The sequence below is a fragment of the Stenotrophomonas sp. X genome, assembly GCF_055721025.1.
In genome coordinates this window covers 1,443,312-1,457,390 of sequence record NZ_CM146756.1, presented here as the reverse complement: position 1 = coordinate 1,457,390, position 14,079 = coordinate 1,443,312, and the positions used below count along the sequence as shown (strand labels likewise).

Genomic DNA, 14,079 nt, shown 5'->3' with positions numbered 1-14,079 from the left:
CGTGATCCAGTACACCTCTGTCATGGTCGTAATACGGCTGTAACAAAAACATCATTTCATAGCCGCATCCGCCGACCACGTCGGCTCTTCCCCGCTATGGAGTGACCATGAAACTGCACTCGGCCGGCCTTGCCGCCCTTTCCCTGGCCATCGCCCTGGGCCTGTCGGCCTGCGGAGGCGACAAGCAGGCCGCGCAGCAGCCGGCTGCCGACGCTGCCGCTGCCCCCGCCGCTGCCGGTGCCAAGGTGACCGCCGAAGTGTCCGGCGCGGGCGCGTCCTTCATCTTCCCGCTGGTCTCCAAGTGGTCGGCTGACTACAACGCCAGCACCGGCGCCAAGATCAACTACCAGTCGATCGGCTCCGGCGGCGGCATCGCCCAGATCAAGGCCGGCACCGTCGACTTCGGTTCCTCCGACAAGCCGCTGAGCAGCGAAGAGCTGGCCCAGGCCGGCCTGGCGCAGTTCCCGTCGGCCATCGGCGGCGTGGTGCCGGTGGTCAACATCGAAGGCCTGGAAGCCGGCAAGCTGCGCCTGAGCGGCGCCCTGCTGGCCGACATCTTCCTGGGCAAGGTCAAGACCTGGAACGACCCGGCGATCGTCGCCGCCAACCCGGGCGTGAAGCTGCCGGACGGCAAGATCACCCTGGTCCACCGTTCGGACGGTTCGGGCACCACCTTCAACTTCTCCAACTACCTGTCCAAGGTCAGCCCGGAGTGGAAGAGCAAGGTCGGCGAAGGCACCTCGGTGCAGTGGCCGGACGGCGTCGGTGGCAAGGGCAATGAAGGCGTTGCGTCCTACGTGAAGCAGATCAAGGGCTCGATCGGCTACGTCGAACTGGCCTATGCCCTGCAGAACGGCATGCCGTACACCGCCATGCAGAACGCCGCCGGCAACTGGGTCGAGCCGAGCGCGGAAACCTTCGCCGCTGCGGCCGCCAGCGCCGACTGGGCCAGCGCCAAGGACTTCAACCTGGTCATCACCAACGCCCCGGGCGAGCAGGCGTGGCCGATCACCGCCACCAACTTCATGCTGATGCAGAAGCAGCCGAAGGACGCCAAGCGCAACCAGGACACCCTGGCCTTCTTCAAGTGGGCCTTCGAGAACGGCCAGGCCCAGGCCAACGAGCTGCACTACGTGCCGCTGCCGGCCGAACTGGTCAAGCAGATCGAGGCCTACTGGGCGACCGACCTGAAGTGATGGACTCGACGGTGCCCGCCCCGCGCGGGCACCGCTTGGTCCACGCCGTGCCGCCCCGCCCCTTCCTGGCCCAGCCGTCCCCATGAATGCCATCGCCCAGCCTGTAGCCGCCCCGTCCACGCGTGATACGCGTGATGCCCGCAACGACAAACTGTTCCGATGGGTGCTGGTCGGCACCGTCATCTTCGTACTGATCGCCCTGGCCTGCGCCGCGCTGTCGATGCTGTGGGGCGGTCGCCATGCCCTGCAGATGCAGGGACTGAGCTTCTTCTTCTCCGCCGACTGGAATCCGGTCGAAAACAAGTTCGGCGCCCTGGCTCCGATCTACGGCACCCTGGTCACCGCCGTCATCGCGATGGTCATCGCCGTGCCGGTCAGCTTCGGCATCGCCTTCTTCCTCACCGAAGTCGCGCCGCGCTGGCTGCGTGGCCCGGTCGGTACCGCCATCGAACTGCTGGCCGGCATCCCCTCGATCATCTACGGCATGTGGGGCCTGTTCGTGCTGGTGCCAGTGATGACCGAGTACGTCACCCCGTTCCTCAACGAGACCCTGGGCGAATGGCCGGTCATCGGCCCGATGTTCCAGGGCCCGCCGCTGGGCATCGGCATGCTCACCGCCGGTTTCGTGCTGGCCATCATGGTCATTCCGTTCATTTCCTCGGTGATGCGCGAGGTGTTCCTGACCGTGCCCACCCGCCTGAAGGAATCGGCCTATGCGTTGGGCTCCACCAAGTGGGAAGTGAGCTGGGACATCGTCCTGCCCTACACCCGCTCGGCGGTCATCGGCGGCATCTTCCTCGGCCTGGGCCGCGCGCTGGGCGAAACGATGGCGGTGGCCTTCGTGATCGGCAACAGCGTGCGCCTGTCGCCGTCGCTGCTGGAACCGGGCACCACCATCGCCGCGCTGATCGCCAATGATTTCGGCGAAGCCACTGAAACCTACCGTTCGGCCCTGCTGCTGCTCGGCTTCGTCCTCTTCATCGTCACTTTCGTGGTGCTGGCCATCGCCCGCCTGATGCTGATGCGCCTGTCCCGCAAGGAGGGCAACTGATGTCCACCAACGCTGATTCGCTGTACCTGCGCCGCCGCATCGGCAACGTCGTTGCGATCACTGCGTCCTGCGCCACCGCCCTGTTCGGCCTGTTCTTCCTGGGCTGGATCCTGTTCACCCTGGCGGCCAAGGGCCTGGCCGGCATCAACTGGGATCTGTTCACCAAGATGACCCCGCCGCCGATGCAGGACGGCGGCCTCGCCAACGCCTTCTTCGGCAGTGCCGTGATGTGTGCACTGGCCATCGGCATCGGCACCCCGCTGGGCGTGCTGGCCGGTACCTGGCTGGCCGAGTATGGCAACGCCCGCAAGGCCGGCACCGTGGTCCGCTTCGTCAACGACATCCTGCTGTCGGCCCCGTCCATCGTGCTGGGCCTGTTCGTCTACACGCTGTACGTGATGCAGACCGGGGGCAACTTCTCGGCATTCGCCGGCGCCCTGTCGCTGGCCTTCATCGTGCTGCCGGTGGTGGTACGCACCACCGACGAAATGCTGCGCCTGGTGCCCTCGCAGATGCGCGAAGCGGCCCTGTCGCTGGGCATCCCGCAGTGGAAGGTGATCGTGCAGGTGCTGTACCGCAGTGCCTCGGCCGGCATCATCACCGGCATCCTGCTGGCGCTGGCCCGCATCTCCGGCGAGACCGCTCCGCTGCTGTTCACCGCCTTCGGCAACCAGTACTGGAACAACAACATCTTCCAGCCGATGGCTTCGGTGCCGGTGGTGATGAACCAGTTCGCCGGCAGCCCGTATGAATCCTGGCAGGTACTGGCCTGGGCCGGTGCCCTGGTGCTGACTGTCTTCGTGCTGCTGGTCAGCCTTGCCGCCCGCGGCATCCTGCTGCGCAACCGTATCTCCCATGACTGACCTTTCCGTGGATAACGCCATGAACGACCTTTCCAACGCCGTGCCGATGCAGCGCATCGCCGTGCCGTCCTCGCACGAGAGCCTGCACACCCCGGCTCCGGTCAAGCTTGCCGCGCGCGGACTGGACTTCTACTACGACAAGTTCCACGCCCTGAAGGGCATCAACCTGGAAATCCCGGAGAAGCGCGTGACCGCGCTGATCGGTCCTTCCGGTTGCGGCAAATCGACCCTCCTGCGCATCTTCAACCGCATCTACGCGCTGTACCCGAAGCTGGAAGCGCGCGGTGAGGTGCTGCTGGACGGCGAGAACATCCTGTCGCCGAAGTACCCGATGAACCGCCTGCGCAGCAAGGTCGGCATGGTGTTCCAGAAGCCGGTGCCGTTCCCGATGACCATTTTCGAGAACGTGGCCTACGGCATCCGCCACCACGAGAAGCTGAGCAAGGCCGACATGGCCGACCGCGTCGAGCAGGCGCTGCGCCAGGGCGCGCTGTGGGACGAAGTGAAGGACAAGCTGGGGCAGAGCGCGCTGGGCCTGTCCGGTGGCCAGCAGCAGCGCCTGTGCATCGCCCGTGCCGTGGCCCTGCGCCCGTCGGTGCTGCTGCTGGACGAGCCGACCTCGGCGCTGGACCCGATCTCGACCAGCCGCATCGAGCAGCTGGTGGAAGAACTCAAGCACGAGTACACGATCGTGATCGTCACCCACAACATGCAGCAGGCTGCGCGCGTGTCCGACTACACCGCCTTCATGTACCTGGGCGACCTGATCGAGCACGACCGCACCGAAGTGATCTTCTCGCAGCCGTCGCAGCGGCAGACCGAGGACTACATCACCGGTCGCTTCGGCTGAAACCCCAGTCGAGCGTGGCTCGACTCTCCAGACAACGTCTGTCGAGCATGGCTCGACTCTACAGAGCGGAACAACCATGAACCTTCCCAACGACCACATCGTCAAGAGCTACGACGAGGAGCAGCAGCGCCTGGTGGCCGAAATCGTGCGCATGGGCGAGATGGCCGTCGCCCAGCTCGAAGCGGCGATGGACGTGATCGAGAAGCGCGACGAGAACGCCGCCCATCGCATCATCGCCAACGACGAAGCGATCGATGCGCTGGAGCAGCAGATCAGCCACGACGTGATGCGCCTGGCGCTGCGTGGGCCGATGGCGCGCGACCTGCGCGAGATCCTCGCAGGCCTGCGCATCCCGGCCGACATCGAGCGCATCGGTGACTACGCAGCGAACGTGGCCAAGCGCTCGATCGCGCTGGGCAAGGTACCGCCCCTGCCGCAGATCCAGGGCCTGCGGGCGCTCGGCCGCCTGGCCGCGCAGCAGGTCCGTCGTGCCATCGCCGCCTACCGCGACAACGATGCCGAGGCCGCACTGGCACTGCGCGAGGACGACGCCCGCCTGGACGCCCAGTACACGGCGCTGTTCCGCGAGCTGCTCACCTACATGATGGAAGACCCGCGCAACATCACCCCGTGCACCCACCTGCTGTTCATGGCCAAGAACCTGGAGCGCGTGGGCGACCACGCCACCAACATCGCCGAGAACGTGTGGTTCCTGGTGCACGGCGAGCAGCCGCTGCCACCGCGTGAGAAGCGTGACGAGACCTCCAGCACCGGCCAGCCCTGACGCTGCACTGCACTGCAACACCGGAGTCGACTCCAAGGTGGCCGCTGTCCTGTGACAGCGGCCTTCCTTTTTTGCGGTGTTCCGCCCGCGTTGTGGGCGCCGTGCTTGCCCGGCGCAGACCTTCCGGATGCTTCTGTAACAAATCTCACGAAAATTTGAGTTCTTGGCGAGGATTCGTTGAGTAGGATCGCTGCACCATCGTTTCACCCCGGGCACCTGCCCACCACCCAGGAGTAAGACCGATGAGCAGTTCCAACAAGACCCTGTCCCTGCTGACCGCTACCGCCCTGGCCGCCGGCCTGGGCATGACCGCCAGCGCCTCGGCGCTGAGCATGAGCGACCTCGCCCAAGGCTACCTGGTGGCCGGCCAGGCAGCCAAGGCCAGCACCGATGCCAAGGCCGCCGACACCAAGATGGCCGCTGACGCGACCAAGCACGCCGAAGGCAAGTGTGGTGCCGATGGCAAGAGCGGCGAAGGCAAGTGCGGTGCCGACAAGGGCAAGGCTGCCGGCGCAGCAGGCGCCAAGGCCAAGGCCGGCGACACGAAGTCGGCTGAAGGCAAGTGCGGCGAAGGCAAGTGCGGTGGCAAGCACTGACGCCCGCGCCAGCCTCGTCCACCCGCGGTCGCCGCTTCGTGCGGCGGCCGCCGGGTTGGGCCTGCGCCGGGCGCTGCTGCAGGACCTGCGTGACGCCCCGGCAGGCGACTTCGACTTCCTCGAATGCGCGCCGGAGAACTGGATCCATGTCGGCGGGACTGCCGGTGATGCGCTGGCCGAACTGGCGCAGCGCCATCCGCTGAGCTGCCACGGCCTGTCGCTGTCGCTGGGCGGCAGTGCACCGCTGGATACCCAGCTGCTGGAACAGGTCGGCCGGTTCCTGGAGAAGCACCGCGTGCCGCTGTACAGCGAGCACCTGAGCTACTGCAGCGACGACGGCCACCTGTACGACCTGCTGCCGATTCCCTTCACCGACGAAGCCGTGCGCCATACCGCGCAGCGCATCAGCCGCGTGCAGGACCTGCTGGGCCGCCGTATCGCGGTGGAGAACGTGTCCTACTACCTGGCACCGGAACCGGCGATGGACGAGCTGGCGTTCACCAATGCGGTGCTTGCCGAAGCCGACTGCGACCTGCTGCTGGACGTCAACAACGTCTACGTCAACGCCTGCAACCACGGCTACGATGCCGATGCCTTCATCGCCGGCCTGCCTGCACGGCGCATCGTCTGCCTGCATGTGGCCGGTCATCTGGATGAAGCCCCGGACCTGAAAATCGATACCCACGGCAGCGCGGTGATCGATCCGGTCTGGGCGCTGCTGGCGCGTACCTATGCACGGATCGGCCCGCGCCCCACCCTGCTCGAACGCGATTTCAATTTCCCGCCGTATGCGGAACTGCAGGGCGAACTGCAGACCATCCGCCGCCTGCAGGCCACGCACGCCGGGATGGCACATGATTGATTCCGCCAACACCCTGCGCGCGCAGCAGCACGCGTTCACCGCACACCTGCGCGACCCGCAGGCGGTACCTGCGCCGGCCGGCCTGGATCCACGCCGGGTCGCGGTATACCGGCACCTGCTGTTCAACAACCTGCTCGGCCTGTTGAGCAACGGTTTCCCGGTCTGCGTGCGCCTGCTTGGCGAACCGGCCTGGAGCGCCCTGGTGCACCACTACTTCGCCACGCATCGCTGCCAGACACCGCTGTTCACCGAATTGGCCGCTGAATTTGTGCAGTGGCTGCAGGCGCAGCCACAGCTGCCCCACCCAGCATTGGCCGAACTGGCGCACTACGAGTGGGTGGAAACCGCGCTGTACCAGCTGCAGGCCGAACCGCTTCCTGCGCCTGGCGATACTGATCCACTTCGGGTGCCGCTGCGGCGTTCGCCGCTGGCGTGGCCGCTGCTGTACCAATGGCCGGTGCACCGTCTCGGTGCAGAGGATGCGCCGACCCAGCCCCTTCCAGAACCCACCGGCCTGCTGGTCCGCCGCGAAGCCGACGGTGAAGTGCGATTCGCCGCGCTCAGCCCGCTGGCGGTACACCTGCTGGCCAGCATCGGCGAACGGCCCGGCCTGGAAGGACAGACGTACCTGCAGCAGCTGGCCACCTCGCACGGCCTGGCCGAAGACGCACTGGCCGAGCCCGGTGCTGCACTGCTGCTGCAGTTCCTGCAGGCCGGCGTGATCGGCCCGCTCGCACCCCCGCCCTGACGCCTCTTCCACTGGAGATCCAACGATGAACCTGCCGCTCCTGGCCGCCGCGCGCGGCCGGCTGGACCGTCTCGCCCCCTGGTTGGCGCCGCTGGGCCTGCGCCTGCTGCTGGCCTGGGAATACTTCGAATCCGGCCGTGAGAAGCTGCACGGCCAGAACTGGTTCGCCGACCTGCAGGACGCCTTCCCGTTCCCGTTCAACCAACTGCCTGCTGCCCTGAACTGGCAGCTGGCCACCTGGTTCGAACTGGTTGGCGCGGCCTGCCTGCTGTTTGGTTTCGGTACCCGCTTCGCCGCCGCCAGCCTGCTGGTGCTGACCGTGGTGGCGACCTATGCGGTGCATTGGCCGATGCAATGGAATTCGCTGGGTGACCTCGCGATGGGGTATGCCATCAGCGACCAGGGCTACGGCAACTTCAAGCTGCCGGTGCTGTTCATGGCCATGCTGCTGCCGCTGATCTTCACTGGCGCCGGCAAGCTGAGCGTGGACGCCTGGTTGGCCCGGTGGCAGCCATCGGTCACGACGGCACGGCCTGCGGTGCGCTAGATGCCGGCCATGGTCGGTGCGCCGTGTGCCAACCAAGGTTGGCACCGGAATCCTGAGCGTGCGGTGCCCGGTAGGTGTCGACCTTGGTCGACACACGCCCACGCAGGGAACCCATGCGCAGAAGGCTGGCCGGGCGCTCAGGGTCGCTCTGCTAGAATTCACGCATGACTGACTCCCCCTCCGCACCTGCCGCCGCTCTCGATTCCGCAGTACCCCAGGCGCAGCGCGCGATGTCACAACGCTTCCGCGGCTTCCTGCCGGTGGTGGTGGATGTGGAAACCGGTGGCTTCGACAGCCAGCGCAATGCGCTGCTGGAGATCGCCGCGGTGCCGATCGAGATGGACGAGAACGGCCTGCTCTACCCCGGCCAGACCGCCAGTGCCCACGTGGTCCCAGCCGAGGGCCTGGAAATCGATCCGAAGTCGCTGGAAGTGACCGGCATCATCCTCGACCACCCGTTCCGGCTGGCCAAGGAAGAAAAAGCGGCGTTGGACCATATCTTCACTCCGGTGCGTGCGGCGATGAAGAAGTACGGCTGCCAGCGCGCGATCCTGGTGGGCCACAACGCGCATTTCGACCTCGGCTTCGTCAACGCGGCCGTGGCCCGCACCGGCCACAAGCGCAACCCGTTCCATCCGTTCAGCGTGTTCGACACGGTCACCCTGGCCGGTATCGCCTACGGCCAGACCGTGCTGGCGCGTGCGGCCACCGCCGCCGGGCTGGGTTGGGATGCCAACGAGGCACACAGCGCGGTGTATGACACCGAGCAGACCGCGCGGCTGTTCTGCACCATCGCCAACGCCTGGCCGCGCTGAAGCGGCCAACGGCGGAGCCCCTCGTGGCGTGAAGCGAATCATCAGTTGGGCCGGACACGTTGCTGGGTGCCACGGAAAGATCAGAAAAGCAGGAGCAACAGCGGATCGCTGCGCTCGTTGGGGCTGCCGACGACCTCTGTGGTGGGTACTCCTTTGGTGGGTGCCGACCATTGGTCGGCACCGCCGGTTGGTGCGGCACTCCAGTAGATCCACGCCATGCGTGGATGCGATCAACCGATGCTCGTGCGATCGCGGCCGTCGCTCTTGGCGCGGTACAGCGCGCGGTCGGCGCGCTGGTACAGCAGCGCCGGGGTGCGGTCGTCGGCATCCAGCTCTACCAGGCCCGCGCTGAAGGTGACACGCAGGCCCGCCACGCCGCCCCAATCGGGATGATCATGGAACAGGCCGCGCAGGCGCGCGCACAGCTGTGCGGCTTCCTCCAGGCGGGTGTCGTTGAGCAGCAGCGCGAACTCTTCGCCGCCGGTGCGCGCCGGCAGGTCGGAGTCGCGGCAGGCCGCTGCGATCAATGACGCCACCTGCACCAGCACGGCATCGCCGATGCTGTGGCTGTGGCGGTCGTTGACCTCCTTGAAGTGATCGATGTCGAGCACCACCAGGCACAGCGGATGACCACTGCGCTGTGACCGGGCGAAGTCACGCGCCAGCGTTTCGTCGAAGGCGCGGCGATTGGCCAGGCCGGTCAGTGCATCCTCGCGGGCCTGCCGCTCGAAGGCTTCGGCCTGGCGCGCCAGGCGCTCGGCCAGTTCGGTCTTTTCCTGGTTCAGCGCCTGCAGGTGCACCGTCTTGGCCTGCAGATCGAAGGTCGCTTCGTCCACCCGCCGTGCCAGGCGCAGGTTGCTGGCCTTCAGCTGCTGCAGCAGCAGCCGGTACAGCGCCACCAGTCCAGCCAGCAGCAGCATCCCCGCCAGCACCTGCACGCTGCGGCGCTGCCACCAGAACGGCTCCACGGTGAAGCTCCACACCGCCTCCTGCTGGCCCCAGCTGCCGCCGGGATGGGCGGCCGCCACATGCAGGGTGTAGTCGCCCGGCGGCAGGCCGACGAACTCAACGCTGCGCTGCGGGCCGCGCTCGACCCAGCCGGCATCCAGCCCGTCCAGCCGCGTGCGGTAGCGGATCCGGTCGGACATCAGGTAGCTCAGGCCGACATAACTCACCGCCAACCGGCGCCCCCCTGGAATATGGTTGCGATCCGGCCCTTCCCAATGCACCGGCGCGCCATCCACCTGCACGCTCTCGATCGCGGCCGGCGGCGATGGCCGCTCGCGGAAACGCTGCAGGCGCTGCGGGTCGACCGTGCTCAGGCCGCCTGCGGTGACCACCCAGAACGTGCCGTCCTGGCGCAGGATCGCCGATGGGCTGGAGCTGCCGTTGGCCTGTGCATTGGCCATGCCGTCGATCTCGTTGTAACGCTCCACCCCCACCCGCGGCGTGCGGCCATCGGCCACGGCGTTGAGGGTGGCCATATCGGTGCGCAGCACGCCGCGATTGCTGCTGATCCACACATTACCAAGGCGATCCGGCACCAGCTGGAACACCGCATCCACCGGCATGCCCTGCTCGAGCCCCACCCGCGCCAGCCTGCCGTTGCGCCAGCGATACAGCCCGCGATCACTGCTGATCCACATCGCGTCGCCCAGCTGGTGGAAGCCGAACACGCTGCGGCCACCGCCCAGCGGCGCCAGGTCGATCGACTGCACGTGGTCGCCGCGCAGCACGCGGATGCCTTCGATGGTGCCGATCCACAGGTTGCCCTGATGGTCATGCTCAAGCGCGGTGATCAGGCCGCCGGGCATGCCCGGCACGTTCGAGACCTGCACTTGGTCGCCGTCGATGCGCACCACGCCCTTCTGCGTGCCGGCCCAGACCACGCCCTGCGAATCAACGCTGATCGCACGGATGTTGCCACCCGGCATGCCGTCGGCTGCCGCGTAGTTGTGGCGCAGGTGGCCGTCGCGGCCGAGCCGGTAGACCCCGTCGCCGAAGGTGCCCACCCACAGGTCACCGTCCGGCCCCTGCGCCAGGCTCAGGACGGACGGTGCCTTGCCACCGCGGTTGTGCAGCGGCACGGCACGGAACCGGCCATCCGGCGTCTGCAGGTCCAAGCCACTGGCGCTGCCGACCCACAGCTGGCGATCTCGATCCTCGAATACCGTGCGCACGTAGTCGCCACTGAGCCCATCGCGCTCGGTGTAGCTGCTGAACAGTGTTTCGCGCAGGCGATAGAGCCCGCCGTTGGCGCCCACCCATATGCTGCCTTCGGCATCCTCGCGCAGGCTGACCACGCGTCCGCCCGGCAGGTTCAGGCCGGCCGGCAGTCGCTCCAGGCCATGTGCGGAGATGCGCAGCAGGCCCTGGTTCTCGGTGCCCAGCCACAGGTCACCGTGCCGGTCCTGCAGCATCGAGGTCATGTGCAGCTGGCCCGGCAGGCGGTGCACCAGCACCAGCTGGTCATCCTCCACCCGGTACAGGCGCTCACCGGCGACGATCCACAACGCGCCATCCGGCGCACGGTAGGGCCACGACAGGCCACTGCCGGCACCCAGCCCCCATGCGGCGGGGGCGCGCTTGAGCACGCCATCGTTGTCGCGCAGCACCAGCCCGTCCAGCGTACCGACCCAGACCCGGTCCTGCGCATCGACCACCAGCCTGGTGAAGCTCATCGCCATCGGCAGGTCCGCCGCCGGCGCCTGGTAGACAATGCCGCTGTCCGGCGTCAGGTAGCCGATGCCCTTGCCTTCGTACAGCAGCCACAGCCGGCCCTGGCTGTCCATCTGCATGGACTGGATCAGCACCTGCGGCGTATCGGCCTGGTGCTCCCACACCCGCCATTGGCCATCACCGCCACGGTGGCTGACGTTGCCGCGCGAATCACTGATCCACAGTCCGCCCTGGCGGTCGACGAACAGGGCGCCGATGCCGTTGTCGCGCAGGCCCGGGCGCGTGCTGCGGTCGAACACGGTGAAGTCCAGGCCGTTGTAGCGCACCAGCCCTTCCCAGGTGGCGAACCAGAGATGGCCTTCCGGCGTCTGCGCGATGTCGCGCAGCGAGTTGTGCGGCAGGCCGTTGCGCGAGGTCCATACATCGATGGCGTAGTCGCGCAGCGGGGGCGCGCCTTCCTGCGCAGCCAACGGCAGCGCAAGGGCCAGCAGCAGCCACAACAGGCCCTGCCGCAGTGCCCGCCTGAATCCTGATGCGCGGCGCTCCACCCAGCGCCTCTTGTCCCCCTGCCCGCCCATCACCGCAGCGGCGGCGGCCAGGTGCGGCTGCAGGACGCGGCAGCGTGCGGGAACAGCCGGGCAGCGTGCAATGGCATGCCGGCAGGAACGGGCTGGCTCATCGGGGGGAGACTGGGGAGATGCGCAGATGATAGGCCAAACCCCGGCCCCGGCGTCACCGTTCGCAGCGCGCCGACTCAGCCGGCGCGGCCGGGTGCCACCACCTGGGCACTGGCAGGCCACTGCACCACCGCCTCCAGGCCACCTTCGGCCCGGTTGCGCAGCCACAACCGGGCGCCGTCCTTCTCGGCCAGGGCGCGCGCGATGGTAAGGCCCAGGCCGGCCCCGCCGGTTTCGCGCGAACGCGAGGTCTCCACCCGCACGAACGGATCGAACACCGCCTCCAGCTGCTCTTCGGCCAGGCCCGGGCCGTCATCGGCCACCACCACGGTAATTGCACCGCCGCTCCGCTCAACCCGCACCCGTGCCCGCTGCGCGTACATCACCGCGTTGTCCACCAGGTTGGAGAACAGCCGGTGCATGGCCAACGGACGCAGCATCAGCACCGAACCACTGCCCCCTTCGAAGACCACATCACCGCCGCCTTCGGCGGCGTCCTCGACAATGCTCTCCAGCAGCGAATCCAGGTCAAGTGCGGCGCGCTGCTCGGCACTCTCGGCGCTGCGCGCCAGTTCCAGGCCCTCGCGCACCAGCGCCTGCATCGCCGCCAGGTCGCCGATCAGGCGCTCACGCAGGGCCTCGTCGCTGACATTCTCCAGGCGCAGGCGCAGCCGCGTCAGCGGCGTCTGCAGGTCATGGGTGATCGCCGCCAGCATCTGCGTGCGTTCGGCCAGGTGCCGCTGCAGGCGGTGCTGCATGGCGTTGAAGGCTTCGGCGGCACGCTGCACTTCGCGCGGCCCGCGCAGTGGCAACGGGTCGCGCTGCAGGTCATCGCCAAGGTCTTCTGCGGCTGCGGCCAGTTCCTGCAGCGGCGCGCTGGCCATGCGCGCGACGATATAGGCCAGCACGGCAATCGCCAGCACCAGCAGGGTCAGGAACCATGGGTCCACGGCGAGGATGCCGTTGTGCGCCACCGCCGGCGAGTCCAGCGCCAGCTTCAGCAGCGTGCCGTCGTTGAGGGTCACGTCCACTGCACGGCATTTGGGCGGGATGAACGCGGGGTCGCGTTCGCGCGGCGGCCGCCGGTGGCCCGGCGGCGGCGGCGGCAGCAGCTCCTGCAGTTTGGGAATGCAGGAGCGGAACGAAGCGAAGTGCACGCGCGCGCGCGACACCGGCCCGGGGCGGTCTTCCAGCACTTCCATCAGCGCCGTGTCGGCACGCCCCAGGCGTGCGCCCGGCTGCAGCGCGCGCACGCTCGGCCCGCCGATCGCCAGCAGGCGCTCGCGCAGCTCCGGATTGCCGTCCAGCAGGTTGACGTAGCCCTGCAGGCGGTCGGCGATGCGGTTCAGGTTCTGCCGCTCGAACTCCTGCTGGCGCTTGGAGGTGGCCAGCATGGTCGCGCCGATCGCAGCCACCGCCATGCCCAGCAGCAGGATCACGAACAACCGCCCGACCATCGAGGACAGGAAATGGCGCAGGCGCTTCATCGCGGTTTATTCCAGGTTGACCGACGAGGCCAGCACGTAGCCTTCGTTGCGCACGGTCTTGATCAGTCCATCCGGGCCACCATCGTCGCCCAGCTTGTTGCGCAGGCGGCTGACCTGCAGGTCGATCGCGCGGTCCTGAGCCTCGTAGTTGCGGCCACTGCTGAGCGCGACCAGCTGCTCGCGCGACAGCACCTTGTTGGCGTGGGCGATGAACACCCGCAGCAGGCGGAACTCGGCGCCGGACAGCACCACCACGCGGCCATCCGGATCGACCAGGTGGCGATGCTCCAGGTCGAATACCCAGCGCGAGAAACGCGCGCGGCGTACCGCCAGCGGTTCCAGGTTGGCCGGCAGCGCCTCGGTCCGGCGCAGCACGTTGCGGATGCGCGCCAGCAGCTCGCGCGGCTCGAACGGCTTGGCCAGGTAGTCGTCGGCGCCCATTTCCAGGCCCAGCACGCGGTCGATCGGCTCGGCGCGCGCGGTCAGCATGATCACCGGCGTGTTGGAACGCGCACGCAGGTCACGGCACAGGGTCAGACCATCCTCGCGCGGCAGGTTGAGGTCCAGCACGATCAGGTCCACGTGCTCGCGGTCCAGCAGTTGGCGCATGGCGGTGCCATCGGCCGCAGTACTCACCTGGTAGCCGGCGCGGCCGAGCTGCTCGGCCAGCAGCGTGCGGATGTCGTTGTCGTCGTCGACGATCAGCAGTCGATGCATCGGGTTTTCAGTCTCCATGTCGCGATCATCCCGTGTCGGCAGCTGAACCGCATCCGGGGCAATGCGTACCAGTGTATCCACCCGCGGGCGGGATACCTGTGGTTACGCCTGTTCACCGACAGTGTTACATACAGACATACCCCGAGGATTGAGCCGTCCATCGCCCGGTCTTCACAATGCCCACCAACGCCGCCTTCGCGGCCTCGA

Annotated in this window: 13 protein-coding genes; 10 read left to right on the top strand and 3 right to left on the bottom strand. The window is 67.7% G+C overall.

The annotated features are described in order from the left end of the window. Positions 1–107: 107 nt before the first annotated feature. The 10 genes from pstS (at position 108) to rnt (ending at position 8,312) form a co-directional block, all read left to right on the top strand. Positions 108–1,196 (top strand): phosphate ABC transporter substrate-binding protein PstS, encoded by a 1,089-nt coding sequence (gene pstS / locus ACZ75I_RS06615; protein WP_049411267.1) that lies wholly within the window; start codon positions 108–110, stop codon positions 1,194–1,196. A gap of 82 nt (positions 1,197–1,278) precedes the next feature. Next, positions 1,279–2,247, top strand: a complete 969-nt coding sequence (pstC, locus tag ACZ75I_RS06610) for a phosphate ABC transporter permease subunit PstC (RefSeq protein ID WP_061478538.1) — start codon at positions 1,279–1,281, stop codon at positions 2,245–2,247. Further along, a complete protein-coding gene (pstA, locus tag ACZ75I_RS06605; RefSeq protein ID WP_472958849.1) occupies positions 2,247–3,110 on the top strand; it encodes a phosphate ABC transporter permease PstA in 864 nt (287 codons plus the stop codon). Before pstC ends, pstA begins: the two co-directional genes overlap by 1 nt. A 19-nt stretch (positions 3,111–3,129) precedes the next feature. After that, on the top strand, positions 3,130–3,960 hold the full coding sequence (gene pstB, locus ACZ75I_RS06600; RefSeq protein ID WP_049411272.1) for a phosphate ABC transporter ATP-binding protein PstB: 831 nt from the start codon (positions 3,130–3,132) through the stop codon (positions 3,958–3,960). Between the two features lie 76 nt (positions 3,961–4,036). Then, the gene (gene phoU / locus ACZ75I_RS06595; RefSeq protein WP_005415893.1) at positions 4,037–4,744 is read left to right on the top strand and encodes a phosphate signaling complex protein PhoU; all 708 of its coding nucleotides are present in this window, start codon (positions 4,037–4,039) and stop codon (positions 4,742–4,744) included. Between the two features lie 242 nt (positions 4,745–4,986). Next, entirely contained in the window at positions 4,987–5,340 is a 354-nt protein-coding gene (locus tag ACZ75I_RS06590; RefSeq protein ID WP_069137970.1) for a hypothetical protein, read from the top strand. Beyond that, complete coding sequence (locus ACZ75I_RS06585; RefSeq protein ID WP_472958848.1) at positions 5,327–6,202, top strand: HvfB family MNIO-type RiPP peptide maturase; 876 nt, start codon at positions 5,327–5,329, stop codon at positions 6,200–6,202. The genes ACZ75I_RS06590 and ACZ75I_RS06585 overlap by 14 nt, the downstream gene beginning before the upstream one ends. Then, positions 6,195–6,950, top strand: coding sequence for an HvfC family RiPP maturation protein (locus ACZ75I_RS06580; RefSeq protein ID WP_061478540.1), 756 nt, complete (start codon positions 6,195–6,197; stop codon positions 6,948–6,950). Before ACZ75I_RS06585 ends, ACZ75I_RS06580 begins: the two co-directional genes overlap by 8 nt. Before the next feature lie 25 nt (positions 6,951–6,975). Continuing rightward, positions 6,976–7,497, top strand: a complete 522-nt coding sequence (locus tag ACZ75I_RS06575; protein WP_134969211.1) for an HvfX family Cu-binding RiPP maturation protein — start codon at positions 6,976–6,978, stop codon at positions 7,495–7,497. 230 nt (positions 7,498–7,727) lie between these two features. Further along, on the top strand, positions 7,728–8,312 hold the full coding sequence (rnt, locus tag ACZ75I_RS06570; protein WP_005408782.1) for a ribonuclease T: 585 nt from the start codon (positions 7,728–7,730) through the stop codon (positions 8,310–8,312). Between the two features lie 230 nt (positions 8,313–8,542). On the opposite strand, the gene ACZ75I_RS06565 is transcribed toward rnt, so the two are convergent. From ACZ75I_RS06565 to ACZ75I_RS06555, 3 genes are all read right to left on the bottom strand, one after another. Continuing rightward, a complete protein-coding gene (locus ACZ75I_RS06565; protein WP_154350476.1) occupies positions 8,543–11,569 on the bottom strand; it encodes a ligand-binding sensor domain-containing diguanylate cyclase in 3,027 nt (1,008 codons plus the stop codon). Between the two features lie 176 nt (positions 11,570–11,745). Continuing rightward, the gene (locus ACZ75I_RS06560; protein ID WP_180869938.1) at positions 11,746–13,155 is read right to left on the bottom strand and encodes an ATP-binding protein; all 1,410 of its coding nucleotides are present in this window, start codon (positions 13,153–13,155) and stop codon (positions 11,746–11,748) included. Between the two features lie 6 nt (positions 13,156–13,161). After that, a complete protein-coding gene (locus tag ACZ75I_RS06555; protein ID WP_005415886.1) occupies positions 13,162–13,890 on the bottom strand; it encodes a response regulator in 729 nt (242 codons plus the stop codon). Positions 13,891–14,079: the final 189 nt, after the last annotated feature.

What these genes read in the sequence shown, in the direction of transcription:
- pstS (WP_049411267.1), top strand. Translation starts at nt 108, where the DNA reads ATGAAACTGCACTCGGCCGGCCTTGCCGCCCTTTCCCTGGCCATCGCC.
- pstC (WP_061478538.1), top strand. Translation starts at nt 1,279, where the DNA reads ATGAATGCCATCGCCCAGCCTGTAGCCGCCCCGTCCACGCGTGATACG.
- pstA (WP_472958849.1), top strand. Translation starts at nt 2,247, where the DNA reads ATGTCCACCAACGCTGATTCGCTGTACCTGCGCCGCCGCATCGGCAAC.
- pstB (WP_049411272.1), top strand. Translation starts at nt 3,130, where the DNA reads ATGAACGACCTTTCCAACGCCGTGCCGATGCAGCGCATCGCCGTGCCG.
- phoU (WP_005415893.1), top strand. Translation starts at nt 4,037, where the DNA reads ATGAACCTTCCCAACGACCACATCGTCAAGAGCTACGACGAGGAGCAG.
- ACZ75I_RS06590 (WP_069137970.1), top strand. Translation starts at nt 4,987, where the DNA reads ATGAGCAGTTCCAACAAGACCCTGTCCCTGCTGACCGCTACCGCCCTG.
- ACZ75I_RS06580 (WP_061478540.1), top strand. Translation starts at nt 6,195, where the DNA reads ATGATTGATTCCGCCAACACCCTGCGCGCGCAGCAGCACGCGTTCACC.
- ACZ75I_RS06575 (WP_134969211.1), top strand. Translation starts at nt 6,976, where the DNA reads ATGAACCTGCCGCTCCTGGCCGCCGCGCGCGGCCGGCTGGACCGTCTC.
- rnt (WP_005408782.1), top strand. Translation starts at nt 7,728, where the DNA reads ATGTCACAACGCTTCCGCGGCTTCCTGCCGGTGGTGGTGGATGTGGAA.
- ACZ75I_RS06565 (WP_154350476.1), bottom strand. Translation starts at nt 11,569, where the DNA reads ATGGGCGGGCAGGGGGACAAGAGGCGCTGGGTGGAGCGCCGCGCATCA.
- ACZ75I_RS06560 (WP_180869938.1), bottom strand. Translation starts at nt 13,155, where the DNA reads ATGAAGCGCCTGCGCCATTTCCTGTCCTCGATGGTCGGGCGGTTGTTC.
- ACZ75I_RS06555 (WP_005415886.1), bottom strand. Translation starts at nt 13,890, where the DNA reads ATGGAGACTGAAAACCCGATGCATCGACTGCTGATCGTCGACGACGAC.